We start from the raw sequence: 26,607 nt of genomic DNA, 5'->3' as shown, positions 1-26,607 counted from the left end.
ATATTCGGCCAGTTTATCTAAGTAACGGGTAATCCTTCCTGCCGGTAAGCTTACTGTGTAACTACCCCCTAAAATAGTACAGCAAAAAAGTAGAAAATTCTCTATGATAAAAGTAAAGGGGATTCAATTATGAAAAAAATGACTGAACATCAAATCGTAGCTATTTTAAAAGAAGCTGAAGCGGGTATTCCTGTCAAGGAGCTCTGTCGTAAATAGGGCATGGGTAATTCAACTTTCTATAAATGGCGGGAAAAATACGGTGGTATGGAAACGTCGGATATTAAACGCTTAAAGGAGCTGGAGGCTGAAAACCGTAAGCTTAAACAGATGTTTGCTGAGCTAAGTTTAAAATCACAGCTCCAGGAAGAAATCATAAAAAAGCTTTAGTGCCCACAAAGGTACGTAAAACGTGGGCATAGGCGCTACAAAAAAATCATTCAGTTACTATTGCTATGAGTTGTGCCATTGTTGGTTTAAGTCGTTGAGCTTACTATTATCAACCTAAGTTACTGGATGATTCGGTGATTGTTTCGGTGTTGAATGCTATCACAGACCGACATTTACGCTGGGGCTTTCCTAAGTGTTTTAATCGAATCAGAAAGCTGGGATATCGTTGGAATCATAAACGTGTTTATCGGGTGTATTGTGAGTTAAAACTGAATCTTAAAACCAAACGAAAACAATGAATTCCACCTCGGGAGCCAGAAAAGTTATTGGTTCCCAATAAACAAGGTGAATGTTGGTCAATGGATTTTACGAGTGATAGTCGTTGCAATCAACGTCGTTTTAGAGCCTTCTGTAAATACCCCAAACTTAGTACACAACTCACGTAGAAAATTAAGCTGCCTGTTTTAGTGTTTTATACTCAAGCGGTGTCATGTTATTTCATGCCTCATGTGGTCTTTCGGTGTTATAAATCGTTAACCCTTCTTCGGTTATTCTCCTTGCTTGCGCTAAGTTGTTAAAAAGATATAAATCGAGTACTTCAGTACGATAGGTACGATTAAATCGTTCAATATAGCCATTTTGATAAGGTGTTGCTTATACAGATAAGCATACCAAAGATCGATCTATTGGTATGCTTATTTTTAAGCTTTTTATTTTATAACTTTAATGCTTGAACGCTTTGTACTAGATCAGCAAGTTGTGTAACAATTTGAGCTCCTGTATTAGCTTCATCGCCACCAAGTGCTTTATTGCGCACAAAGTCGGTTTTAATTTGCTGCCAGCGTTTTGTCTGTTCTTCGGTAAGTACATTACGGATTTCTGCCAATTTTAATAAATTTTCTTCTGCTCCATTAGTAAGCAATTGTGCTTCTCCAAGGTAGTGATCTTCAATAATCTGATTAAGTTCTTCATCATTCATCACTGAGGATATTTTTTCCGCAAGTTTATTCATATTACGGTAACTACCTTGCAACTTAAATGGAGGTTCGGTTCGATATTTATCAGATTGTGCCGCACTAATAATGTATTGTTGATTAACTTTAAATACTACTTCACGAACTTTTAATAGATGACGAAGTACGGCAACAATTTCATTAATTTCGGCTTGGCTATAAGCATAACTAAGCTCGTTAGTGTTAAGTGGCTTTCCTTGCGCATGATCGATTAATAGATAAAGATCATTAAGATCGCGTAAGGCAAGAGGAGAAAGGATAGGATTTGAGGTTAAGCTGTTTTCAATATAGCTTGATGCAAATACTTCATCCATTCCGCCAAGCACTTCCCCTAAATTATAAATATCTGCACGGTTAGCCAACATGTCAGGAATTTTAAAAACTTCGCCAGATTCGGTATAGGGGTTACCAGCCATAATTACGCAGAATTTTTTGCCACGAAGATCATACGTTTTGGTTTTTCCTTTCCAAACCCCTTCAATACGCCTAGAGCCATCACATAGTGAAATAAATTTTTGTAAAAACTCAGGGTTGGTGTGTTGGATATCATCAAGATAAAGCATAACGTTGTTACCCATTTCAAGTGCTAAGTTAAGCTTTTCAAGTTCTTGACGGGCGGTTGCATTTGGTGCTTGCTCAGGATCAAAAGATAACACACTATGCCCTAACGCAGGTCCATTAATTTTCATAAAAATTAAACCAAGTCGGTTGGCAATATATTCCATTAAGGTTGTTTTACCATAACCTGGAGGGGATATGAGTAATAATAATCCCATTAAATCGGTACGACGGCTTTCTCCTACAGTTCCCATTTGTTTTGCTAGGTTATCACCAATAATTGGTAGGTAAACTTGATTAATAAGTTTATTACGTACAAATGAACTTAATGGTTTTGCTTTAAATTCCTCAAGATGTAAAAAATGACGTTGTTCTTCTAAAACTTCTTGGCGAAGCATTTGGTAATGCTTAAATTCTGGAATTACTACACGCGATTGTTTACGCATACGACTAAAGAAGTCATCTAGATTTATATTTAATTGCCCTTGCTTAATGCTTGGATGTTCGCCTAATAGATCATTAACGGTAATATCAAGGTCAACTTCGCTAACTGTTGAGGTTATACCGTTTTCTTTATCTAATATACATAGCATCGTTGCTTCAGCAATATAAGCTACAAATTTTTGATACTGGGGTAGGGTGCATAGACCTTTAAACCAACTTTCGATTAGATTCCAACGATCTGCTAATCGTGTCATCAGGTTTATTTGTGATTGATTAAAGTCCACCCACATGTGAGATTGCTCTAATTGCGTTTTTAATCCTTCAAACAATATTTGGCTATATTTACTTAATGTAAATTGTTGCGGTGTTTCGGCTAATATGTAGCTTAAATATTCGGATGCCTGTTTAACATGATAATTATCATGTTGTATTGGATATTTTTGTAGAAATAAACTGAGTTCTTCAAATATTTCTGTACGAAGATTTTTTAAACCTTCTTCATGTCCAAATAGTGAGTAAATATCCATACAGGTTTTAGCGCGTTCAGGCCATAACTTAGCGATGTCATTTTTTTGATTATAATGCCAATAAAGCATAGCTAAACTGCGTGCTAAAGGATTATAACGTAGTAAGCCTGCAATCTCACCTAGTGGAATAATTTTTAATAATATTTTTACTGCATCATGATCGTGAATGCCTTTTTCATAGCCTTCTCGATATCGTATTGCTGCATAATCACGAACAGTTTTACTCAATAGTTCAGGTTGATTTAATTGCGTAGTGAGTTTTTCATAAGTTAATTCATCATCTTTTTTTAATGCAGAATTAATAATTGAATAAGCAAGATATTCTGCACGATAGACTGTAGGTGATTCTGATTCTAATGAAATTGTCCAAAATGGTTTGTAGCTTTCTAGTTTAGGATGTTCTATTTTTTCTTGATAATCGGTACCCGTTAATTGTAAATATAGATGGTCTGCTTTAGGTACGACTGTTAGATCAAGTTCCTGTGTATTGACACTAAACTTATGTCTTGGCCCAAGTTTTATGACATTACCGCCTGATTCAAAAATTTCTGATTTATCACGTAAAGCGCGGATTGCTTGATCTTGTGCGCTTTTGAATCGGGATTCAATATCGTCTGCTTTAACATTATCAAATAGTGCTCTTAGTTTTTCGACGATTTCACGAATTTTTTGGGCTAAAGGATCAGCAACAAAAAAAGCATTGAGTTCTGTTTGGTCTGAAAACTTTGCGGTTCTTCTTGGTATGCTATCTAAAATTCGTTGCGCTGCGGTCTGTAGTGCTTCACTGCGTCTAGCTCTGTCTTCTAGAAGAGCTTGCTTATGTGTTTCAAACGATTCTAATATTTCTTCACGCTTTGCTAAGATATCATTTAAAAACTCTTCACTTTCGCTAAATTGATTTTCCAGTTCTTCTAATTGAACTAACAGCCTAGAGAGCTCATCTTCACATTTTTCAGGTGTCGTAGCAAGCCCTAGTGCATTGGCTATACTTTGACTAAATAGTTTGAATTGAGCGCCAAATTGGGCGACCATTTCAGTGCTCGAAAAATTTTTTCGGTTTTGGTTTATTCTTGCTTTGGTTTGATTAAGTTTTGAATAAACTTCTGCAATTGATTCAATGATTTTTGTTTGCAATGTGACATCATCAAACTTTAATGATGCCATTAATTGCGATAGCATATCTAAATCATTAGACATATCATCAGCCATTTTTGCTGGCTTACTGAGTTTTGCGACAGAATCTGCTTTCGCAATGTCATTTTCAATGTCATCAATTTTTGATATGAATGGCTCTAAGGCTTGTTCACTACCTAGAAATTCTGCTGTGGCTAAATAAACGATAGATTGGCGTTTTTTAAGTTCATCTTCCATTATATCGATTTGATCTAAATCGATATAACGGTAAGTTCTTAAAGTGACAAGACTACCTAATTGCATTTTGATTGCATTCAGGGCATCGACATATTCTTGAGTTTCTTTCCAACTATCAGGATATAATTTTGCTAATAGATCTTGTTGATTTGAAATCGCTTCGCGCATAGCGCTATTTGATTGGCGGCGTATACTTTCAACTTTTTCATATTCATCAAGTACTAATTCGCTTGTTTGCGAAATATTACGAAGAATTGGTGTAAAAGGTAAATTTTTCTCGTCATTTAGCCAAAAGTAGGTATCAAAAAGTTTTTTAGTGTCTTCACTTAATTTGCTGTATAGTTGGGATGATACTGATTGGTTGTCAATTTCACGAGCAATAAAATAAAGATCTGAGATGCCTCGAACTAGTTCAGCATTGCCAATTCTACCTAAAAAGCTATTATTTGTTGGTTGTTTTGCAGCAAATTCATCACTATAAAATGGTGTTTGCCATATTTGCATTGGATGGACCCGAGTTGGTTCGTTACTTTCTCCCTCGAACACAACCATTCTACCATCTTCAAAAACAGCATAACCATGACCTAAAATAGGGCTATTGAGTTTACGTTCAATCATATTATAGTTAAATAATGCTAATCGACCAGATGTTGGATCATAAAATATATATAAAACATCTTCGCCATTAGGTGAACGTCTGATACGTCTAAAACGCATTCCTGACATTGATTGATCAAATGTTTTGTATTCGCCATTTTGTAAATAGTAACCACCAGGGAAAATAATTCCATGATCTTCTGGGAGTTGGATACAAGCTTGACCAATAAAATCAATTCGTTGGACTTGTTGTGTTAGCGTATTATAGACTAAGTACCGCCAATTATCTTCGCGATAAGGTAATACTTTTAGTAGAATCAATGATCCTACTTTAGCATATTCTATTTTAGCGTCATTAATGGATTGATTTTTATCGATGACATCTTCGCGGTAAATTCCAAGCCCATCGTTAGTGTTATTTTCACATTTTATTGTTAAATCACCACCAATTGTTTCAACAAAAACAGTATCTAACACATTAACATGTGGAAATCGTCCATTAATAATATTTTCACGCGTGGTCTCTTGCCATTCAAAATCATAAGCAGGTGGAAGGGCTATATCTCGTTCACCACGGTTATCTATATAATTAATATTTTTTTTATCGGTTGATATAGACCACCGAAAAACGCGAATATCACTTACCCGTTCACCAATTTGGAAGCTAGCTAGTAACTTACCATCTCGTTCAACAAGTTGTAATAACTGAGCATTTTTATAATAAGTATAAAGTTCATTAAAATCTTGAACAAATCGATCAATGTTTAAGAAGGTACCAGAAAGAGCAACAGGATCTGCTTCGTAATTACCATCACGGTCGATAAGCTGATAAAGAGAAAAGACATCTTCAATTTTGGTTTCTTTTTTTAACCCTAAAAAAACGTTATAGCCAAATAATAGCCAATCACCAAAACGAACAATATCTCTTGCTATACAGTTATTTTCAGTTCTTATACGAATTCGCGCGGTAATTGACATATCGCTTTTACCGAATTCAGAAAGCCGTTGTTGATTTAATGTTTCTGTTTTTTGGTTAAGCTCTTGCCCTAATGATGTTAGACGTTTACGAAGAATTTCATAAGCACCGCCTTCGGCAACTGCTTTATCTAATGTTGTTTGTTTTTCAATATCTTGTTGTATTTCTGACATTTTTAACTCATTATGATTATACAGAAAAGCTTATTGTTTTCGGTAGAAACGTATTATCTACCGAAAACAGATGATAGCGATAAGCCAAATTAATAACTATCGAAGAACATGTTCCTTATTTATTGTCATTTTCTGTAGATAGAAATTGTTTTGCTAGTGCTTTTAAATCAGTATTTTGCAATGTTTCTTTTAGATCAACATGCTTATCACCTGATAAGCGTGATAACACTGATTGCAAAGCAGATTGAAGGACAGGGCTTTGATTAACTGTTCCTTCAATAGCTTTACCAACACTAATTGCTTTAGAGAAGCTGTTAAAGAAGTTATCGTTACCGCCCACAATTTCGATATTGGCTTTACTAAATGCTGCAGCAAGAACATCTGCTTGCTCTCTTGCAATTTCTTTATTGGCAGTAATAGCAGCCATAGCTTGTTCAAATCCTTTTTCCAGTGCCAAACGGAATTCCTCATGGTGTTGAGATTGTTCGCTCATTGTGCCCATAGCTTGGAATTTCTCAACTAAACCACTAGCTTCAGCTGTTAAACGTTCACGTATTACTAGTGCTTCAGCAAGACCTTGCTCTTTTGTTGCCGATGCTTTAGCTAAACCGATTCGTTCATCACCACGAGCTTGTGCTGAAAGTTTTTCTTCAAGTACTTTCGCTTCTGTTAAGCCTTGTTTCTCGATTGCAACAGCTTTAGCTTCAATGACTTTTGCTTCTGATAATCCTTTTTCTTGGTTACCTTTTGCTTCTGCTAATAAAGTTTCTGCTGTGATATTTGCTTTGACTAATCCTTCTTTCTCTTCAGCTTCTGCTCGTGCTTTACGTACTTTTGCTTCAGCAAGACCAATTGCCGCTTCTTCAGCTTCAATACCTTGTGCTAATTGTTTTTTCGCTTCGGCTTGCTTAGCTGCTGCTTCAAGTTCAGCTTGTGCCATTGTGCTAATTTCAATAGCGCGGTGTTTTGATGCTTGTTCGTCAGCTTCTGCTTGCTTAACTTGCTTGACTAACTCTTGTTCAGCTCTTGCTTCTGCTTCAATAATCGTTGTTTGTTTTTCACGATCTGCTTTTGAAACTTCACGTACTTCTTTAATGTTTTCTTCTTCGACTGCAACTGTTTTTTCAACAGCAACACGTTCTCTTATTACATTGGCAATAAGCTTTTTTTCTTCTTCAAGTACTTTATCTTTTTCAATACGTTGCAATTCAACCTCGCGTTCACGAGCAACAATTTCAAGTGAACGTGCTCTTTCAACTCGCTCTTCTTCTATTGCAATAGCTCTTAAGCGGTTTTGTTGTGCAACTTCGACTTCACGTAAACGATTTTCTTCTCGTACTTCAATTTCTTGTTGTGATTGAATTCTAGCTTGTTCTGCTTTCAAACGCTCTTCTTCTTGTACTTTTAGCGTTTCAGCCGCTTCACGTGCTCGAATTGTTTCGATTTCTCTTTTTTGTCTTGCTTCAGCATCTGCTTGTTGTCGTTCAAGTTCAAGTTTTGCTTCAATTGTTTCGGTATCTTTCTTTTTTAATGCGAGTTCAAGATCTCTTTCTCGTTTGTTAGTTTCATCTTTATGAACAGCTGTAATGGATGTAATTTTATTAATCCCTTCAGCATCAAAAATATTATCAGGATCAAGAGATTTTATTGGCGTTTGTTCTAAATAATCGATAGCAACATCTTCTAAAGCATAACCATTTAGATCTTTTCCGATAACATCAATAATGCGTTCACGAAAGTTCATGCGATCTTCAAACAGTTTTGATAACTCGAATTGTTTCCCGACGGTTTTTAGCGCTTCTGAAAATTTTGCACTAAAGAGTGAACTTACTGCTTTTTGATCTGAAGCTCTATCTACACCAATAGATTTAGCTACTTTTAACACATCTTCAGTCGTTTCGTTAACGCGTAAATAAAAAGCAACACAGATATCTGCACGTAAATTATCTTTACAAATTAAACCATCTTTACCACGACGCTCTACATCAAAAGTAATCAATGAAATTTTCATAAATTCTTTTTTATAGATAACAGGGTAAACTAAGGCCCCTGTAAAGTGCACTTTGGGTTTTGAGGTCATATCATTAACGATAAGTGCTGTACCCTGAGGAACTTTAATATAAAAAGCTTTAAATAATAAGAAAAAACCTATTATAACTAAAAAGATAATTCCTATTGTTATAAAAAAAAATATTATTGTATCAGTATTTATATGCATAATTTATTTTTCTCCAAAAATTGAACTCTGACTATCCGTTAAATTCTTCAATGCTAATGATTTCATAGAAATTGTTGGCCATATCATAGCGTAGCAGTACTGCTTTATCTCCACGCTTAAATTGATAAGTTTCGTCACTTCTAACTTGTAAAATTAATCCCGCTCCGCCATCTTCATAAATAGCTTCTCCTTTAATGTTATTTACAATACTGGATCGTATTTGAACAATTTGTCCTAATAATGATTTATGATCATGAGTTAAATTTAGTTTTGTGAAAATGGGGCGAATAGGTTTTATGACAAATGCAGTAAGGTAAACAGCGGTGATTAGTGAAATAACAAAAAAAACTGCTCCTATAATAAAATAAAGCAAAACATCGTTATATAGCGGTAATATAAAAAATCGGAAACTAAAATAACTAATTGACCATCCGAATAATGAAATTAAGGTAATAACTAATGTGAGCGGTACTTCATTAAAACCAAATTTCAATAATAAGCCACCAAATCCAGATGATGGCTCGGTAGCTATATCCTCTACGTTAATCGCTATATCTAAACAATCAACACTTAAAATGCCAATTGCAGCAGTTAACCAATACATAACGCAAAGTGTTAATAAGGCGCTAAAAATAACAACGGGAAAAGAAAAAAATATCCCCCAAAAAAGCTCCATTATATTTCCTTTATATTTTAAATAGTTATTACAATTTTCTAATTATTATATTTTTAACGGTTATTGTAACTAAAAAAAGTAAAACTTAAAAAATTTAATTAATTTGTTTTTCTTTTAACCTAGTTAAGATTGCTTCGGCACTTTGATTGCTCGATTTTATTCCTGCCTCTTCAAGTTTACGATCAAGCGAATCTTGAGCTTCAGATCCCAATAATTCTTTTTTTGCTTCAATAGTGGCAGATGTTTTTTCTTGTCGTTTTTTTATTCGCTCAAGAGAGTCTAAGGCTGTTTGTAGTTTTGTTGTTGAATTTCCATAACGCTGAGCAATAGCAGATTGTGCCTTTTGCACACTTTCTGTTGCTTTTACAATATCTACTTGTTGTTTAAGATTACGGATATTAATTTCTGTTTGCAATATTGTTTGTCGTAGATTTTTCACATTATCGGCAAAATAAGTTGCTTGCTCTTTATTAACTGTGTACTTCTTTTCAAGAACCGAAAGTTTTTCAGCGACTTCTAAGGCCAATTTTTCATTATTGCTTTCTAATGCTTTGATGGCGTAATTTTCATACTCAGTTATTTCAGCTTGAATTTTTTCAACTTCTTTATCGGCTAATTTTTGTTGCGCAAGTATGCTTGCTAAAGATTCTTTAGCTTGTTTTAATTCAACGTCAGCATCGCGAATTTCTTGGTCTAATATTCGTATAGCTTGCGCATCAATAATCGCTTCGCCGGCTTCATTAACACTACCACGAAGCGCGGTAATAAGCTTTTTGAAGATAGCCATTGTTAATCTCCTTGTTAACTATTTTGATTCAATATTGTTAATGTTAATATAATGTTCATATGCTTCGGTAGCTTTAATGACATTATCTGATAAAGTTTCTAATTCATAAATGATGTTGCTTAATAATGAAGACGCACTTAAAGCTCCGTACATAATATAATTTAATACCCCATCTCCTGTTTTTTCAATTGCAATAGTCGATAATGGGAATAGTTTTCTAGTACATAATATTTCTTCATTAAATTGATTTGTGTGTTTGACAATATCAACAGGCCAAAGTAGAGCCTCAATAATAATTTGTTGATTAGAAGCACTTAAAAATAGAGGTAGATCGCCATATTCATGCATGGTTATATGCAAACAAGCATCAACGCCATCGATGACTTCAATAGTGGCAAAACCTTGCTTAGATAATTCTGAGTCACGCAAAGCTTGATAAAGATTTGTAATTGACCAAACTTCATTTTTTTTCATTTTATTGCTTTCCTGTATATTGTTAAAGCATGTGCTATTGTCTATAGGTAGGCGAAACTGTTTTTCAATTTCGAGTAACTGAGTTGCATTTTCAGGTAAAATCCAAACTTCTTTTTTTATTAGGCCTTGTTCACGCAAGCGTTTTCTATATTGTTGTTGGTAAAATGCAGAGCCTTTGGCCTCTTTTGTTTTTTTCATATGTTGATTTTGTGTTTATTTTAATTATCAATAGGGTTTATATTAACATAAAAACATCACATGTAAATATCACATGTAATAATTACATGTGATATTTATTTTCTATAACTTAACAATTGTATTTTTATTATTAAATTTAGCTATATTGAGGAAATTTGCCTGCGTGAGATATTTGTTAATTAGTCAAAGTTAGATGAGCCAAATGTACATATTAGATGAAAATATCCTCTCTTTAAAAAAGGATATTTTCATTATTTATATTGTTAGTTAAAAATCAATATCCATACCTAACTGGAATGTCCTACCGGGTGCGGTGAACATTTCTAGATATTTATAGTTTGATGTTTTGTATAATTTATTGTTACTTAGATAATCCCAATATTTTTGGTCGGTAAGATTATAGATGCCACCGCTTAATTTTACATTCTTAGTGATATTGACATAACCAGTCAGATCCACAATGCCGTGTCCTGCAACTCTAAAATAATCATCTGTAGCGGCTTTGATTGGTTTGCTGTCATTATTGTAAGTTTCACGAGCTGTATTTTCAGCTTTTTTGCCTTTTTGGAAGGTGGCAATTAATGCTAAACCATAGTCTTGATTTGGATTGTCCCATGCTAGGCCAATGGTGCTCTTTAGCGGAGCAATGCTATCCATTTCAATATATTTATCGCCTAAATAACTTGATTTTGATTTACCTTGATTGTAGCCAATTGCCAATCTGGCACTTAGCCCATTGGCTGATTCAATCCATGTGCCGATATTAAATTCGCTACTTAGTTCTGCGCCATAAATATAGGCCTTATCTCTATTTTCTGATTGATAAACAATACGATTACCGACTCCGACAAAATTCTTTTTATAACGAGAATACGCAATGAATTTTTTATATTTATTATAAAAAGCGGCGGTTGATAATGTCACTCCTGATGTTGGCTGTCCTTTTAAGCCTAATTCAAAATTGTCACTGGTTTCGGTTTTAAGGTTCGAATCGCCAACCAGTACATACATTTGGCTATGAGCTAAATAAGATCCATATAATTGATTTTGATTAGGCATTTGTGCGCCACGTTTATATTGGAGGTAAGTTATTAAATCAGGATTAATATCATACATAAATGCTATAGAGGGCAATACCTTAAAGTCACTATTACGATTATATTGTTTACCTAACTGGTTAGCATTTATATTAGTAACTGCCATGTTTTGCAAATTACGAGGTTTGGTGTTTTGATATATTGCTCTAGCACTAGGGATTAAATAGAAGTTATTGCTGTAATTGACAGTAAAACTTATACGATCTTCAAGAAATCCCCCTAATTGATAACTACAGCTATCTGCTTGAGGTTTTGTGTAATCTCCATCGGGGAAAATTCTGCCATACTGTGATTTAGCTGAAGTATAAAATGGCGACTCATCCCGACTCCAGTTAGCATTTAAACCTGCACTTATTTTTTGATTTTCATAACTTTTTAATAATGTTGTAATAAAGTTATAGGCTTTAGTATTATAGTGCGTTTGAGTGTTAAATTTACCTTGAGTTGTGTGTTGTAAATCCGTATTATCATAAACGTGGGTACGTTGATAATTTAATTGGGTAGTTAATGAGTCGATCCAACTAATATTGGTTGGTTTCCATAATTCTTTTATTGCTAAGTTAAAACGGTTATTTTTGCTTTTTTGGTGATCAAATGATTCTATTTTTTTACCGTATTTGTCCCATGTATTATAATGAGAATTTTTAGTTTTGCTGTTATAATCAACGGTCGTATTGAGTAAATGCTCTTCGGTTATTTGCCAGCCAAATCCTGATAGGATTGAATTTGAATGCCAGTTTTCGGGATAACTGTTGATGGAATCACCATGATTCCGTGTTTGTTTGCCATCATGGCGGCTTAATACTAAAATACCATTTAGCTCATCATCACCTCCAGCTATGGTTAAACCTTGATGATAACTTTTGTCAGTACTGTCATAATTATTTTGGAAACCAAAATAGCTTGTTTTTCCTGGATATAAATAGTAACTGGCAGTTTTAGTTTGAAATGAAACCGAACCACCAAGGGCATTATTGGGATTACTAACTGATGTTGCGCCTGATTGAATATCGATTTTATTGTACATATAGGTATCAATATAATCACGACCAATACCATAAGAACCAAAGCCAGCACGACCTACAGAATTGACCCTACCTTGGGCTATAGGTAAAGGCATACCATCAATGTCGATTGAAATGCGGTTGGCATCTAAGCCGCGGATATTATAGCCAGTAAAGCCACCACGATCCCAACTACTTTTACCACTTCCTGAGCCAGAAATATTACCAAGAGCAGAAATCAGTGGTTGATAACGCATTATTGTACCAAAATTGGTTCCGCCGTTGCGCCTAATGTCTTGCTCCGATATTTCTTTATTGGTGCCCGGTTTTTTAGTTGTTTCATGCGCTGTGACTGTCATTACATCATCATGCGTTTGGTTGGTGTTATTGTCTGCTGCAATGGCAGGTATTCCTAATGTTAAGCCTAAAGCTAGTGTACTAGATATTTTTAAATGAGTAACGTTAAGCATTTTAAACCTTTCAAATATAATAATCTAAATAATGTACTGCACTTGCTTCACTTTAATTTAGTATCAATTTATAGTAATCATTATGTTATTTTTTGGGGTAAATCATTATGGGTAAAATTGTTGATAAAGTATTTTGGCAGCTTCATCAACTCTTGGGCCGATACCAAACAGGTAACTATCGTCTATGGTAATAATACGATGATTTTTGAAAGCTGCTGTTTGAGTAATTCCTGCAATAGTGTTTAGTTTTTCCATACCACCCAACTGTTCGATAGAATGATTATTTAATACGATAACTTCAGGGTTCATTGCTATTAACGATTCGGGGGTATACGTTTTGTAACTGGTATGTGTAGCAAGGTTTTCACCTCCAGCAATAGTTATAAGGGCATCAGCAGTAGTATTTTTCCCTGCTACTGAATTTGTTCCTCCCATGCTCATCAAAAATAGCACTTTTGCTTTATTGGGTTGATTGGCAATTTTGTCTTGGATTTGGATTAGATTGTTTTTTATTCTATTGATTAACTGTTGCCCTTCACTTTGTTTATTTAATTTATCCGCAATTTTTGTAATATTTAAATAAAGTAAATCAATAGTTCCAGGAACACGTTGCAATGAAAGCACATCGACTTTAGCTTGATTAACCTGACTTATTACGTTTTTAGGCTCGGCATCACTTAATGTAATAAATAACGAGGGTTTTAGCGATAAGATGCCTTCAATATTTAGCAATTTCCAATAACCAATTTGTGGAAGTTGTTTTACCGATTTTGGATAACTACTCGTTTTATCTACCCCTACAACTTGATCACCAGCCCCCAGCGCAAATACAATTTCGGTTAAAGAGCCGCCAGCAATAACAATTCTTTCATTTGCAAAACTTAAATTCATAAGGTTGATTAAAGAAAAAAGAAACAGAATTACGCTTAATTTCTTTATAAATTTTTTCATTATGTAGTTCCTATCATTCGGCATTGGACAGAAGTTATTTACTATAATGAAAATGATAACCATTATCAATATAATATAGCAATATTTGAGCTGTTTTAAATTTAACTTATTAATTATTAAAATAAATTTATTATTTATTAAAAAATTATTATTTAATTACTCAATGTGAAAATTTATTTTAAATATCAATTGGATATAAAAATTTAAATAAAAAAAGTTGCTAAATGATAATAATTATTATTTAATCTGCGTGTTTTATTTGTACAAGAATAGCTAGTATGAAAACATTAGATGTTAGCACTTTTTATGCTGAAAATACGACGTTGCCATTTAAAAATCGCTGGGCAGTAATGCCTTTACAAGCTAGTTTGCCATTATCTTCATTAGAAATTGAGCAGCAATGGGAAATTATTCAAACGACATCACTTAGAGATAAAAAACGTTTAATTTATATTCACATTCCTTTTTGCGATATTCATTGTCAGTTTTGTGGTTTTTATCAAAACCCATTACGGAAGTTTAATACTGAAACCTATATCGATTATTTATTAAAAGAAATATCGCTTGAAATAGATAATAAAGCGATGCAATCTGCTCCAATTCATGCCATTTATTTTGGTGGAGGCACACCTTCGGCTTTGGCTAGTAGGCAAATAGCCAGAGTAATTCGTTATTTTAAACAGCACGCTCCTTTGGCACCTGATTGTGAAATTACGATTGAAGGGCGCATTTCTGATTTTGATGATGAACATGTTGATAGCTATATTCAAGCTGGTGCTAATCGTTTTTCTATAGGTGTACAAACCTTTAATACTCAAATTAGACAAAGGTTAGGGCGAGCATCAACTGAAGAACAAATCATTAAAAACTTTGAACGCATAGCAGCACGAGATAGTGTTGCTTTAGTGTGTGATTTAATGTTTGGTTTACCCGATCAAACCCCTAAAACATGGCAACGAGATTTAGATATTGCTAATAATTTGCCATTAGATGGCATTGATCTTTATTCCCTTAATTTATTGCCTACAACACCACTTGCTAAAGGTGTTGAAAATAAACGTATTGAAATACCGTCTGTCACTGATAAGTGTCGTTTTTATCATCAAGGTGCTGAATTTTTTGCTAAACAAGGTTGGGTTCATTTAACTAATGCACATTGGGCTAAAACTAGCCGTGAACGAAATTTATATAATTTTTTAATTAAACAAGGTTCGAATTTCTTTGCTTTCGGCTCTTGTGCTGGTGGGCGGTTAGGTGGTCAATCTTTTATGATCCATCGAGATTTAAATCAGTATTACACCCAATTAGATCAAGGTAAAAAGCCAATTATGATGTTAACAGGTAAACCATTAATAGGTGAATGGTTATATCAATTACAAGCAGGTATTGAAAAAGGGCGAATTGATTTGACGCAATTAACACAGCACTATCAATTGTTTGAACCATTAATCAATCAATGGCATCAAGTAGGGCTTCTACAAAATACAGATCATTGCCTGCTTTTGACATTATCTGGGCGATTTTGGTCAAGCAATATCTTGCAAGCTTTACAGCAGTTATTATTACAACTCAATAATCCAGAATATATTGAATTACAACAAAAAATGGCGCAAGAAAAACGAACGACTGGTAGCCAACAAATGATGTCTCATTCCGCTATTAAGCAAGCAAAAGATCCACATTAAAACTTCGTAATTAAAGGATATTATTATGACAGATAAACAAAACCATTTAGCTAATTTAGCTGCATATATGCAAACCCACCCCGAGGAAGTATTAGAAAAGATTGCTCAAGATCATCATGTTACATTGACGCAAGTCATTCAGGCTTTACCCAGAGCAAAAATTGTCGATGGCAGCCATTTTGATACCATTTGGGAAGAAATAGCAACTTGGGGAGAAGTATTGTTTTTAATCCATACGGGGGATGTTATTGCTGAAATTTCTGGTGAGTTACCCTTAGGGACGCATAGCCATAAATATTTTAATTTACGACACCAAAAAGGTTTAAGTGGCCATATCAAGGCGGAGCATTGCCAATACATTGCTTTTATTGAACGTAAATTTATGAAAATGTCTACTGCGTCGATGATATTTCTTAATCATATGGGACAAGCGATGTTTAAAATCTTTGTTGGTCGTGACGAAAAACATCAACTTAAAGCAGAACAGCTAGAAAAATTCAGAGCATTAGCTAATCGGATTAATTAACTTTAAGATGTTAATACAATGAAAACACTAGTAATCTTTGGCGTCAGCCCTAAACAAGGAACTGGTTATCAAGTTTTACAACTAGTTAAACAAAGCCATCCAGATTGGCATTGTATTACATTAGCTCGTGATAATACTTTTGCTAAGCAATTAGTCAATCAAGGCATTGAAACCTATGTCGGTGATGCAACTGATCGCGTGCTGGTTAAACAACTTTGTGATTTAGCTGGTACTGATTCAACAATTGTTTCAACCTTAGGTGGGGAAACTGGGAATTATCAGGCCCAGCGTATTATTATTGATTGTGCCGAGCAAACAGGCATAAAACAGATGGTTTTAGTCACTTCATTAGGATGTGGTGACTCATGGGCAACTTTATCAGCGAGGGCAAAACAGGCTTTTGGTCATGCAGTACGAGAAAAATCGTTAGCTGAAACTTGGTTACAAACCAGTAAATTAAATTTTTTAATTTTAAGGCCTGGAGGTTTGCGTGATGGTGAAATGACTCAAAATGCCCAATGCTATTATCAACAAGAAGTACATGGGTTTATTCATCGCATTGATTTAGCAAAAATAATTATTGATAAAATCGCTAATCACGAATTTGGTAATTGTGCTTATAGTGTTGTTGACCCTAGTTTAACAATAACTTATTAATTAGCTAAATAATATGAGTCATTCAAGATATAAAAGAGGTTAATGGGTGCAAAACAATCGTCATCGTTCATTATTATGGGGGTTAATTGGTCTACTATTGGTGCTTATTATATTCTCGGCTAGTTCTGGCGCATTAAATTTATCCATTACCCATTTAATTAACCTACAATTTGACGATCCGTTATGGCATATTTGGCTTAATGTCCGTATGCCTCGCATTATGTTAGCTGTTGTTGTTGGTATGGCTTTAGCTAGTTCTGGTGCGGTAATGCAAGGGCTGTTTAGAAATCCATTAGCCGATTCCGGTCTATTGGGCATTAGTAGTGGTGCTGCTTTAATGGTGGGACTATCTATTTTATTTCCTGCAATATTTCCATCTATTATGATGCTTTACGGTAAAATGTTTGCTGCTTTTGCAGGTAGCTTACTGATTTGTTTGTTAATTTATATTTATAGCTTAAATTCACAATGTAACTTAGCAAAAATGGTTTTGTTAGGCGTGGCCATAAATGCCATTATTGGCGCAATAATGGGATGCTTGAGCTATATTGGTGATGAGATCCAATTGCGTCAGCTCTCATTATGGTCAATGGGCAATTTAGGTAAAGGTTCGTGGGATTTGGTTTTAGTTGCGGTATCACTCATTTTTCCCGCTTTACTTGGTATTTTTAAGTTATCGCATGCACTGAATCTTCTTCAACTTGGCGATGAAGATGCTCATTATTTGGGCATCAATGTACAACGAATAAAACGATACCTATTATTACTCTGTGCAGTACTAATTGGTACCTCAGTTGCAGTTAGTGGCATAATTGCTTTTGTTGGTTTAGTTGTTCCTCACATGATTCGATTACAAATGGGAGCTAATCATCGATGGTTATTACCGGCCTCTGCGTTGGGTGGAGCCTGTTTATTATTATTGGCGGATACTTTTGCCCGAACGTTAGTTGCTCCTACTGAAATTCCAGTTGGGTTATTTACTAGTTTACTTGGTGGGCCTTATTTTCTATGGTTAATTTTAAGGCATAAATAATAGATGGAATTTAATGATGCTAACTGCTCAACATTTAACTTTTAATTATGCAAATCACACTTTAATTAATGATATCTCTTTAACTATAGAAGTGGGCAAAATTACCATTATTATTGGACCTAATGGAGCAGGAAAATCAACACTATTGCGTTTGTTAACAGGTTACCAAAAGCCATCATCAGGAGAGTGTTATTTATTAAATAAACCGTTGTCACAATGGTCAGAAAAGCAATTATCTAAAATTCGCACGGTAATGCTACAACATAACCCATTGACGTTTCCTTTTAAAGTAAAAGAGGTCGTCGCTATGGGGCGTTCGCCATATGGAAAAACTGATTTTGATATAGCAATAGAACAATCTATGCAGCAAACAGATTGTTTAAAACTAGCAAATCGAGATTATCGTAACTTATCTGGTGGAGAACAACAGCGCGTGCAGTTAGCTAGAGTTTTAGCGCAGTTGTGGCAAGTACAGCCAACTGAAAAACTGCTCTTTTTAGATGAGCCCACTTCGGCACTTGATTTATATCACCAGCAACAAACCTTAAGATTATTAAAGAAACTGGCTTGCGAACAACAATTAGCCGTATGCTGTGTTTTGCATGATCTGAATTTAGCTGCATTATATGCTGATAAGATCTTATTAATTAATCAAGGAAAACTTGTTAAACAAGGTATACCTAAAGATGTTTTAACCGCAGAAAATATTAACCGTTGGTATAAGGTAGAATTAGGGATTTATCCTCATCCAGATAATGCTTGTGTACCTCAAATTTATTTAATGCGTTAAACAAAATAAATAAACTCTAATTGGTTACTCCATTTTAAGCTAAATTCAGTATATAATTTGAAAAAATAACAAATGGGGGCGGTTATGACTAATCAAAATAGTACCAGTTCTATTTCTGTTTCACATCTCTTAGATGCTAAACCGGCTTTTAGTTGCCAGCTAGATGGTAAAGGCAAAGCAATGCCACTTAATGAACAAAGTGTTCCTTCAGTTACACAGCCATTTTGGATTCATTTAGATTTTGCTAAGCAAGAAACCATTAATTGGATTAATACCACCCATTTAGTTCCTGATTTGATCAAAAACGAATTGATAAAATCGAACCAAATATCTAAAGAAATCCGTTTTGAGTCGGGGATTTTAGTGGTTTTAAAAGGGGTGAATTTTATTCCAAATGAACTTCCAGATCCTATTGTGACTTTCCGTTTTTATATCACCGATAACATGATTATTTCAACCCGACATCAAAAAATTGGCGCCATTTCTCAGCTGCAAGACAATTTAGATAAAGGCATTGGACCTGTGGATGTTGCTGATTGGTTAATTCAAATATCTGATTTAATTAGCGATCAAGTGAATTTATCTTTTAATAGTACTCATAATAAAATCATCAGGCTAGAAGATTTAGTTCTTAACCAACGGATATTTTCATATAAAGAAATAGGCCGTGTACGTAAACAATTGATCGTTTTACGTCGGTTGTTATCACCGCAACGTGATATTTTTGTAAAAATTTCGACTGAAAGAATTTCATGGATTGATGATAACGATCGTCAACGGTTACACGATATTTCCAATCAGCAAAACCATTATGTATCTGACATAGATAGCTGTTTATTGCGGTTAGCTTCAATAATGGAGCAAATTAATAGTTTCTTGGCTGAATCAACCAATAAACGAATTTACTTAATGTCACTATTTACCATTATATTTACGCCGATTACATTTTTAACTAGTTTACTTGGCGTCAATTTAGCGGGTATTCCTTTTAGCCAACAAGAATGGTCTTTTATTGGATTAATATTACTGCTTGTTGTTATTTGTATTGCTTCGGCTATTTGGCTTAAATATAAAAAGTGGTGGTAATTGTGGTCACATTTTTACAAAAAATGGATAAAAGGTTATGAGCGTTTATACAGTTAGTGATAAGGATATTATTAAGCCTTTATTTAACAACCAGCAAAAAACTAATTGCGAAAAGTTAATTTTAATTTGTTTTGTTTGCGTTTTTTTACCAAGCTGGGGATTGTATAATTTTCTATTGATGAATGTGGCTACATTGTTGGACTATACATTAGATACTCTCCTTTATGAAGCGTATATTGCTTGAAATATTTAATGAATAATCATTGTTATGCGATCTAATCATTCTTATCGTTTATTTATTGCTGAAAAACCCAGCTTAGCTAGAGCTATTGCTGATGTATTGCCTAAACCTCACCAAAAAGGCAATGGTTTTATTAAAGCAAGTAATGGTGATATTGTTAGCTGGTGTATTGGTCATCTTTTAGAGCAAGCTACACCAGAAATTTATGATCCTAAATATAAAAAATGGGTGATGAGTGATTTACCTATAGTGCCTGAAAAATGGATCTTAATGCCAAAAGACAATACAAAAAAACAATTTAATATTTTGGTCGATCTAATTAACTCTGCCGATCAAATTGTACATGCCGGTGACCCCGATAGAGAAGGACAATTATTGGTGGATGAAGTTTTAAATTATTGCCAATTATCGCCGAGCAAACGCAAAGCTATACAGCGATGTTTAATTAGTGATTTAAATGCGAGCGCTGTTGAAAAATCATTGCAACAATTACGCAATAACCAAGATTTTATTCCTTTATCAACCTCTGCATTGGCAAGAGCTCGAGCGGATTGGCTTTATGGCATTAATATGAGCCGGCTTTGTACTATTGTTGGACAAAAAAACGGTTATCGAGGTGTATTATCAATTGGGCGAGTACAAACACCTATTTTAGGGTTAGTGGTTAGGCGTGATTTAGAGATAGCGCAATTTGTACCTAAACCTTTTTATGAAGTGTTTGCTGTATTACAAACCAAAGACAATGAAACATTTAAGGCAAAATGGCAACCAAGCGAAGCCTGTGCACCTTATCAAGATGAAGAAGGGCGAGTATTAGTCAAAAAGTTGGCTGAAAATGTTTGTCAACGCATAAAAGGTAAACCAGGAACAATTGATAAAGTTAGCAACAAAAAGAAAGAGTTGGCGCCTCCCATGCCATTTAATTTATCGGCACTGCAAATTGAAATGGCTAGGAAAAATGGATTAAGTGCGCAAGATGTACTCGACATTTGTCAATCGTTATATGAAAAGCACAAATTAATTACTTATCCAAGATCAGATTGTCGCTTTCTACCTGAAGATCATTTAAAACAAATTATGGGCGTTAAGTCTGCTATTGAAAATAATTGCCCTGAGCTTCAAACTGCTATTGAGCAGGCAAGTTTTACTTTGCGTTCCAAAGCTTGGAATAATAAAAAAGTCGAAGCACATCATGCTATTATCCCAACATTACGCAAAACTAAAATGACAAATTTGAGCGATAACGAAAAGGCGGTTTATCAAGTTATTGCAACGCAATATTTAGCACAATTTTATCCTGCTTACAAATATGCCGAATTGCAAATTGATGTTGATATTCAAGGAGGGAAATTTATTGCTAAAGCAAACCAAATGCTTGATGAGGGTTGGAAGATTCTATTTAGGAATAAAAACTACCAAACTGATGCAGATGATAATGAAACCAATGGGTTATTAACTAAATTGGTTAAAAAGGGGGAAACTGTGCAATGTGTTGATACTGAATTGCTGAGTAAAGAAACCCAGCCACCAAGAGCCTTTACCGATGCCACATTATTATCGGCTATGACGGGTATTGCTCGATTTGTTAAAGATCCAGAAATAAAAAAAATATTACGTGAAACGGATGGCTTAGGTACCGAAGCAACGAGAGCTGGTATTATCGAATTGTTATTTAAACGCCAGTTTTTGACTCGTCAAGGTAAAACAATACGTTCAACAGACGTGGGTAAAAATCTGATTTTATCATTACCTGATATCATGTCGATGCCCGACATGACAGCACATTGGGAATTACAATTAGATGAAATTAGCAAAAAAGAGTTTTCATACCAGCAATTTATGCACCAACTCAATTTATCACTACTAGAGCTTGTTAATCAGTTAAAAAATGCGCGATTGAATATTAGATCTTAGTGTCGCTATCATCATCAAAATAGAATGAAATGCTCGATTTATATCTTTTTAACAACTTAGCGCAAGCGAAGAGAGTAACCGAAGAAGGGGTAATGATTTATAACACGGAAAGACCGCATGGAACATTGAAGAACATGACGTCAATTGAATGTAAAACACTAAAACAAGTAACTTAATTTTCTACGTCAGTTGTGCGCTAAGTTTGAGGGGGTATTTACACATTTACGCCAAGCGTAACAACCTGATACATATGTATTGATTTTTCAAAATAAGTAAAAAATAACAAAAATAGACTAAAAAAAGGTTACATAGAATAAAAAATAATCTTATCTTAGCTAAAAAATACCTTTATTTTTCGGTTTCTTAATACTTTCTAAAGGTATATTTGGTAAATATAGTGAAGCAGGTTATCGGTTGTATTGATTTAATGGTGAAACATCATGTTAAATATTTTTTTCTTTCATTTTATAGGCTGAACAGATTATGCTAGCTATGCCACTGTCTCAATGGCGCACGATTACCGCTACCTCTGCCATGCCTTTGTATGCCGTACTTTCTAACGTCAGTGATGCGCAAGCGGTTAAAAACTACTATATCACTGATGGTTCACAAACGCCCTATGGTCTTTATAGTGGCACTCCTTACGAGCACTGGTTTTCTGTTATGCCCATGCTAGTTAGGCTTGATGAGCATAGTCCCTTTTTAGATTGGATTAATAACACTGAGCACAAAGACTGGGGCTGGCTGGCACGCTCTCATTTACCCTTTGCAGACATCTGCGCCCATTTACGGAGCTTAACCCAGGCCATTATGCCCGATGGTGAAACGGTATTTTTTCGCTACTGGGATGGCGAATATTTGTCAATCATGCTTGATTATTTTACTGATAGCTGGCAAGACGTGCTGCCTGCTTTTGCTTTTTACTGGATTAATCATCAATCACATGTAGTGCATGTACCCGTTGAGCAAGCGGTGCAAACTTCGCCTTGGTGGCAGGTGCCACAAAATCTATTAGAACAATTATCTGCTACCCAACCTAAGCTTTTAGTCAACCATATATTACAATTATTACAAGAAAATTATTTGGATATATATACCGCTTTCCCTTATCAAGTATTAGAAACAAAAATCATTCATCTTTTATCGTTACCAACTAAAAAACAAAACGTCTTTGATTTTATATTGCAGCAGTTGGATAAAGAAAAAAAGGAAACTTAACATGGACAATAATGACAATAATGACAATAATGACAATAATGACAATAATATAGGTAAATTTACCCGAGAGGTTAACAGCGTACTCCCGCCAGTATCTGTAAGCCCTGAAGGAGCGATAAATGTTCAGGACCTATCTGTCCGTGCAACAATTATTAAGTTTCTTGTCGAAAAAGAGGAAGACCCACAATTTTATATTAAAAGAGCTAATACATTATTAACTGAATTAAAAACTTGTTTATCTACATTTTCAAAAGAAACTCAAGATGAATATAAAGCAAGGATGAAGCGATGGGGCGCATCGAATGTCATTCCTTATGTTGATATTAAAGAAAAATTATCAAGTTATCAACGTTCAACACAAGTGGTTAATATTAATAAACCCTATTGTGCCAAATGCGCGAATAAAGGGAAAGTCAAAATCAGTTATAATATGGAGGGGCTTAACAACGAAAAAGTCATTTTAAGTCAAGTTAAAATTCAATTAATTCCTTATCAATCCAAAGCGCTTACCCAGTATTTTAGTGCTACGAATGCTATTCCGTACATAGTAGACGAAGATATTCCTCTTTCTGAAGCTGAAAAACAAGAGTATATCATTACACTAGATGAAAACGGTGAAGCAGAGTTAGACTGGTCAGACGAAAAATTTGCCAAATATTCAAGATACCATGTTGTGGTATTGCCCGTTGAAAAAGGCGATGTCGACAACTGGTTACAAGCCTATCAAATGATTATCGATGAGTTACATCAACAGCTGCAAGATAACTGGACCAATGAGATATTGCCAGAATGGGAATCCTATTCTACATTAGAGATTGCAGAACAATATCAGTTATTATCTCAATGGTGGAATGTTGGGCTAGTAACGGGCGTTGATGACAAATTAGAAAAATACAAAAAAGCGCTAGAAAAGCTTGAAGAATGGGATTTTCGTGGTTGGATTGATGAATTATTTAAAGAGCGTGTAGTTAGTGACGAACCAACGCTGACCTTATTACAAGATGAAGTTCGTTTTTATCTTGCTGCGTATTATGCGCAAAGCTGGATGGCGATGCTTCCACCGCATTATCAAATGGTATTTGCGGGTGAAATGTACTCCGCCATAATGATATCAGTAATGGAATTTGTTGCTGAATTCCTTGTTGAAGCGTTGATATTTAAAGGGGTCACAGCAGGGGTAAGCAAATCGGTTAGTGCGATAAATGGGGGGGGCCGATTTATTAACTCCATGACCAAAATGAGCGATGGCTTAAAACAAAGCATGAAAGCAATCAAACCTAATAGGGCTATCTTGGGCGGGAATGGTATTAATGTGGTTAAGCATATCAAATCATCAAGCCAATATATTAAGTTATCCGCACGCTTGAAGTCATGGATACAAATAGGCGAGAAAAAAATTGCAAAGGCAAAATCTAGCTTATCTAAAAGTCGTAATAAAAAAGGAACCTCACGCAATCCAGCTCAAAGTGGTGAACCCATATCGATGGTAACGGGTGAAGAGTTACTCACCCTTGATGATGGTGAATTTAAAGGTTTATTGCCTTTTATTTGGCAACGTTGTTACCGAAGCAGCGCTGTTGAGCACAATATTGGATTAGGCTATGGATGGAGCCACTCTCTGGCGCACTACTTATTATTTGAGGGTGAAGAAGTTGTCTGGTTGGATGATGAAAACTTATTAACCACGTTTCCGCTACCTACCCAAAAAGACCCCATCATCATTAATCCGGTAGCCGAGTCAAGCATTTATTTAAGCGACACCGCCGATGAATACGTCTTGTATAAAAAAGGTAACAACCGTGTACGATATCATTTCAAACGAGTTGAACAAACGGCCTATTTAAGTGCTATTACTGATAAGTATGGTCACCGACTCAATGTGGTTTATGATAATCATCATCGCTTGATAGCCTTACAACCTCAGCAAGATAAAACACGACGTTTAGCTTTTGGTTATTATGATAAGCAATCAATACTGATTGATACGGTCACTATTCAGATTTTAGTGGAAGGGGAATGGCAAACGCTGCACCCTCTAATGCACTATCACTATAATGACCATCATCAACTTATTGGGGCAACTAACGCAGCAGGTCAAACTGAAACGTATGAATATGACGCCTTAAATGTTATTCAAAAGCGAACAATGGCTGGAGGCGCTGAATTTAACTGGGTCTGGGAGGGTGAAGGTCAAGATGTTCGTTGTTTACGTCAATGGGGTAACTTTGGGCAATTAGATGAACGTTACACATGGCAAGATGAAAACGTGATTGTCACCATGGCTGATGGCAGTCAAAAGTGTTACTCCCATAAAGATGGTTTGTTACAGTCAGAAACCGATGCTAATGGGGCGACCAAAACCTATCAGTATAATGAAGAGGGATTGAAAACCGTTGAGATTGATGCGTTAGGGCATCAAACCCACTATGAATATACGGTTAATGCCGAGTTAAAAACCATTATTTACCCAGACAACAGTTATGAAGATTATACTTGGCAACGTGGACGAATTATTCGAATTGAAAAAAATGGGCTGATATGGCGAATACGTTATAACCATCACGACGACATTATTGAGTTGGAAACGCCCGACGGTTTACTCACTCGTCATCGTTATAATGAAGATGGACAGCGTTTATCGACCCAATACCCTGATGGTAGCGAACAACATTTTACGTGGGGAGATAACGGTGAATTACAACAGCTAGGCTTTTCCGATGGACGTCTTTTTCAATTTAGTTATGATGCTTTACTTCGGCTCACGGTCGTCAGTGATGGACAACAGGGCAAGACCTATTATACTTATGACGATTTAGGACAAATCACAAAAATCACCTACCCGAATAACACCACTCGTGAGTATCAATACAACGCTTATGGCAAAGTGACTTGGTTTAAAGATGAAGCGGGTAAAGTCACAGAATATGACTACGCTTCGCCATTACATTTAATGACCGAAAAGCGGCTGCCAGATGGCGAACGGCTGAAATTTCGTTATGATAATATCCATCTACAAATCAGTGAAATTGAAAATCAGAAAGGGGAACGTTACCGCTTCAGCTACACGCCAACGGGGCAATTGAGTGAAGAAATTGGTTTTGACGAGGTAAAAACCACTTATCATTACGATTTAAATGGCTATTTAATTGAAAAACACGAGTATGGTAACCAACATGATGAAAAACCGCTCATTACCCGCTACCAACGTGATAGCCGTGGAAAACTCATCGTAAAAGAGCTAGCTGATGGCATAAAAGAGCACTATAGTTACAATCAGAATGGATTATTAACACAAATACTCGATGGGCAATCGGTTTTAGGATGGGAATATAATAAAGTTGGTCGTTTAACGGCCGAGCACCAAAACTGGGCGACTATCCGCCATCGCTACGATGAAATCACCGGCTTACTCAATGGCACTAAACTGCCCGATGGGCAATGGTTAGAATATCATTACAATCAGGGTCAGCTACTGGGGATGACACTCGACCACCAGCCATTAGCCGCTTTTCGTTGGGATAAACAAGGGCGAGAGT

Annotated in this window: 18 protein-coding genes and 2 pseudogenes; 12 read left to right on the top strand and 8 right to left on the bottom strand. The window is 35.3% G+C overall.

Features of this window, described 5'->3' with window-relative positions:
• Positions 1-219 precede the first annotated feature (219 nt).
• Together A9G41_RS14015 and A9G41_RS13595 are read left to right on the top strand one after the other, a co-directional pair.
• A complete protein-coding gene (locus A9G41_RS14015) occupies positions 220-387 on the top strand; it encodes a transposase (RefSeq protein WP_081297217.1) in 168 nt (55 codons plus the stop codon).
• Between the two features lie 134 nt (positions 388-521).
• A complete protein-coding gene (locus tag A9G41_RS13595; protein ID WP_176700860.1) occupies positions 522-686 on the top strand; it encodes an IS3 family transposase in 165 nt (54 codons plus the stop codon).
• 199 nt (positions 687-885) lie between these two features.
• Here A9G41_RS13595 and A9G41_RS13590 read toward each other — a convergent pair.
• From A9G41_RS13590 to A9G41_RS08555, 8 genes and pseudogenes are all read right to left on the bottom strand, one after another.
• A pseudogene (locus A9G41_RS13590) lies at positions 886-1,035 on the bottom strand (integrase core domain-containing protein); the annotation flags it as partial.
• Positions 1,036-1,102: 67 nt separating this feature from the next.
• Positions 1,103-6,046, bottom strand: coding sequence for a DNA repair ATPase (locus tag A9G41_RS08585; protein ID WP_075539557.1), 4,944 nt, complete (start codon positions 6,044-6,046; stop codon positions 1,103-1,105).
• Between the two features lie 115 nt (positions 6,047-6,161).
• Complete coding sequence (locus A9G41_RS08580; RefSeq protein ID WP_065582877.1) at positions 6,162-8,264, bottom strand: hypothetical protein; 2,103 nt, start codon at positions 8,262-8,264, stop codon at positions 6,162-6,164.
• A gap of 31 nt (positions 8,265-8,295) precedes the next feature.
• Positions 8,296-8,940 (bottom strand): hypothetical protein, encoded by a 645-nt coding sequence (locus A9G41_RS08575; protein ID WP_065582876.1) that lies wholly within the window; start codon positions 8,938-8,940, stop codon positions 8,296-8,298.
• 94 nt (positions 8,941-9,034) lie between these two features.
• Positions 9,035-9,727 carry a PspA/IM30 family protein gene (locus tag A9G41_RS08570; protein ID WP_065582875.1) on the bottom strand — a complete coding sequence of 231 codons (693 nt, stop codon included), beginning with the start codon at positions 9,725-9,727 and terminating at the stop codon, positions 9,035-9,037.
• Positions 9,728-9,745: 18 nt separating this feature from the next.
• Positions 9,746-10,399 (bottom strand): YjfI family protein, encoded by a 654-nt coding sequence (locus A9G41_RS08565; protein ID WP_065582874.1) that lies wholly within the window; start codon positions 10,397-10,399, stop codon positions 9,746-9,748.
• A 267-nt stretch (positions 10,400-10,666) separates the two neighbouring features.
• Positions 10,667-12,970, bottom strand: coding sequence for a TonB-dependent receptor domain-containing protein (locus A9G41_RS08560; protein ID WP_075539556.1), 2,304 nt, complete (start codon positions 12,968-12,970; stop codon positions 10,667-10,669).
• Between the two features lie 105 nt (positions 12,971-13,075).
• Entirely contained in the window at positions 13,076-13,921 is an 846-nt protein-coding gene (locus A9G41_RS08555) for a heme/hemin ABC transporter substrate-binding protein (protein WP_176700893.1), read from the bottom strand.
• A gap of 278 nt (positions 13,922-14,199) precedes the next feature.
• On the opposite strand from A9G41_RS08555, the pseudogene hutW reads away from it, so the two are divergent.
• From hutW to A9G41_RS08505, 10 genes and pseudogenes are all read left to right on the top strand, one after another.
• Positions 14,200-15,504, top strand: a pseudogene (gene hutW, locus A9G41_RS08550) (heme anaerobic degradation radical SAM methyltransferase ChuW/HutW); the annotation flags it as partial.
• Positions 15,505-15,631: 127 nt separating this feature from the next.
• Positions 15,632-16,132 (top strand): heme utilization cystosolic carrier protein HutX, encoded by a 501-nt coding sequence (gene hutX / locus A9G41_RS08545; protein WP_075539554.1) that lies wholly within the window; start codon positions 15,632-15,634, stop codon positions 16,130-16,132.
• Positions 16,133-16,150: 18 nt separating this feature from the next.
• Positions 16,151-16,789, top strand: a complete 639-nt coding sequence (locus A9G41_RS08540; RefSeq protein WP_075539553.1) for an NAD(P)H-binding protein — start codon at positions 16,151-16,153, stop codon at positions 16,787-16,789.
• Positions 16,790-16,835: 46 nt separating this feature from the next.
• The gene (locus tag A9G41_RS08535) at positions 16,836-17,822 is read left to right on the top strand and encodes a FecCD family ABC transporter permease (RefSeq protein WP_075539552.1); all 987 of its coding nucleotides are present in this window, start codon (positions 16,836-16,838) and stop codon (positions 17,820-17,822) included.
• 13 nt (positions 17,823-17,835) lie between these two features.
• Positions 17,836-18,612 carry a heme ABC transporter ATP-binding protein gene (locus A9G41_RS08530; protein ID WP_075538464.1) on the top strand — a complete coding sequence of 259 codons (777 nt, stop codon included), beginning with the start codon at positions 17,836-17,838 and terminating at the stop codon, positions 18,610-18,612.
• 84 nt (positions 18,613-18,696) lie between these two features.
• On the top strand, positions 18,697-19,698 hold the full coding sequence (gene zntB, locus A9G41_RS08525) for a zinc transporter ZntB (RefSeq protein WP_176700651.1): 1,002 nt from the start codon (positions 18,697-18,699) through the stop codon (positions 19,696-19,698).
• A gap of 268 nt (positions 19,699-19,966) precedes the next feature.
• Positions 19,967-21,853, top strand: coding sequence for a DNA topoisomerase III (locus A9G41_RS08515; protein WP_075539551.1), 1,887 nt, complete (start codon positions 19,967-19,969; stop codon positions 21,851-21,853).
• Positions 21,854-21,882: 29 nt separating this feature from the next.
• A complete protein-coding gene (locus A9G41_RS13585) occupies positions 21,883-22,029 on the top strand; it encodes an integrase core domain-containing protein (RefSeq protein WP_081302226.1) in 147 nt (48 codons plus the stop codon).
• A gap of 307 nt (positions 22,030-22,336) precedes the next feature.
• The gene (locus A9G41_RS08510; protein ID WP_075539550.1) at positions 22,337-23,071 is read left to right on the top strand and encodes a DUF4123 domain-containing protein; all 735 of its coding nucleotides are present in this window, start codon (positions 22,337-22,339) and stop codon (positions 23,069-23,071) included.
• A gap of 1 nt (position 23,072) precedes the next feature.
• On the top strand, positions 23,073-26,607 hold a 3,535-nt coding region (locus A9G41_RS08505; protein WP_143425447.1), incomplete at its 3' end, for a DUF6531 domain-containing protein.

This window comes from Gilliamella sp. Nev5-1 (assembly GCF_001690895.1).
In the GTDB taxonomy this organism is placed as follows: domain Bacteria; phylum Pseudomonadota; class Gammaproteobacteria; order Enterobacterales; family Orbaceae; genus Gilliamella; species Gilliamella apicola_C.
Note: the sequence above shows the minus strand (reverse complement) of the source record. Positions and strands in the feature narration are given on the sequence as shown.

Coding starts and splice junctions, on each gene's coding strand:
- zntB (WP_176700651.1), top strand. CDS start 18,697: ATGACTAATCAAAATAGTACCAGTTCTATTTCTGTTTCACATCTCTTA.
- A9G41_RS14015 (WP_081297217.1), top strand. CDS start 220: ATGGGTAATTCAACTTTCTATAAATGGCGGGAAAAATACGGTGGTATG.
- A9G41_RS08515 (WP_075539551.1), top strand. CDS start 19,967: ATGCGATCTAATCATTCTTATCGTTTATTTATTGCTGAAAAACCCAGC.
- A9G41_RS08570 (WP_065582875.1), bottom strand. CDS start 9,727: ATGGCTATCTTCAAAAAGCTTATTACCGCGCTTCGTGGTAGTGTTAAT.
- A9G41_RS08540 (WP_075539553.1), top strand. CDS start 16,151: ATGAAAACACTAGTAATCTTTGGCGTCAGCCCTAAACAAGGAACTGGT.
- A9G41_RS08510 (WP_075539550.1), top strand. CDS start 22,337: ATGCTAGCTATGCCACTGTCTCAATGGCGCACGATTACCGCTACCTCT.
- A9G41_RS08530 (WP_075538464.1), top strand. CDS start 17,836: ATGATGCTAACTGCTCAACATTTAACTTTTAATTATGCAAATCACACT.
- A9G41_RS08575 (WP_065582876.1), bottom strand. CDS start 8,940: ATGGAGCTTTTTTGGGGGATATTTTTTTCTTTTCCCGTTGTTATTTTT.
- A9G41_RS08555 (WP_176700893.1), bottom strand. CDS start 13,921: ATGAAAAAATTTATAAAGAAATTAAGCGTAATTCTGTTTCTTTTTTCT.
- A9G41_RS13585 (WP_081302226.1), top strand. CDS start 21,883: ATGCTCGATTTATATCTTTTTAACAACTTAGCGCAAGCGAAGAGAGTA.
- A9G41_RS08580 (WP_065582877.1), bottom strand. CDS start 8,264: ATGCATATAAATACTGATACAATAATATTTTTTTTTATAACAATAGGA.
- A9G41_RS08585 (WP_075539557.1), bottom strand. CDS start 6,046: ATGTCAGAAATACAACAAGATATTGAAAAACAAACAACATTAGATAAA.
- hutX (WP_075539554.1), top strand. CDS start 15,632: ATGACAGATAAACAAAACCATTTAGCTAATTTAGCTGCATATATGCAA.
- A9G41_RS08560 (WP_075539556.1), bottom strand. CDS start 12,970: ATGCTTAACGTTACTCATTTAAAAATATCTAGTACACTAGCTTTAGGC.
- A9G41_RS08565 (WP_065582874.1), bottom strand. CDS start 10,399: ATGAAAAAAACAAAAGAGGCCAAAGGCTCTGCATTTTACCAACAACAA.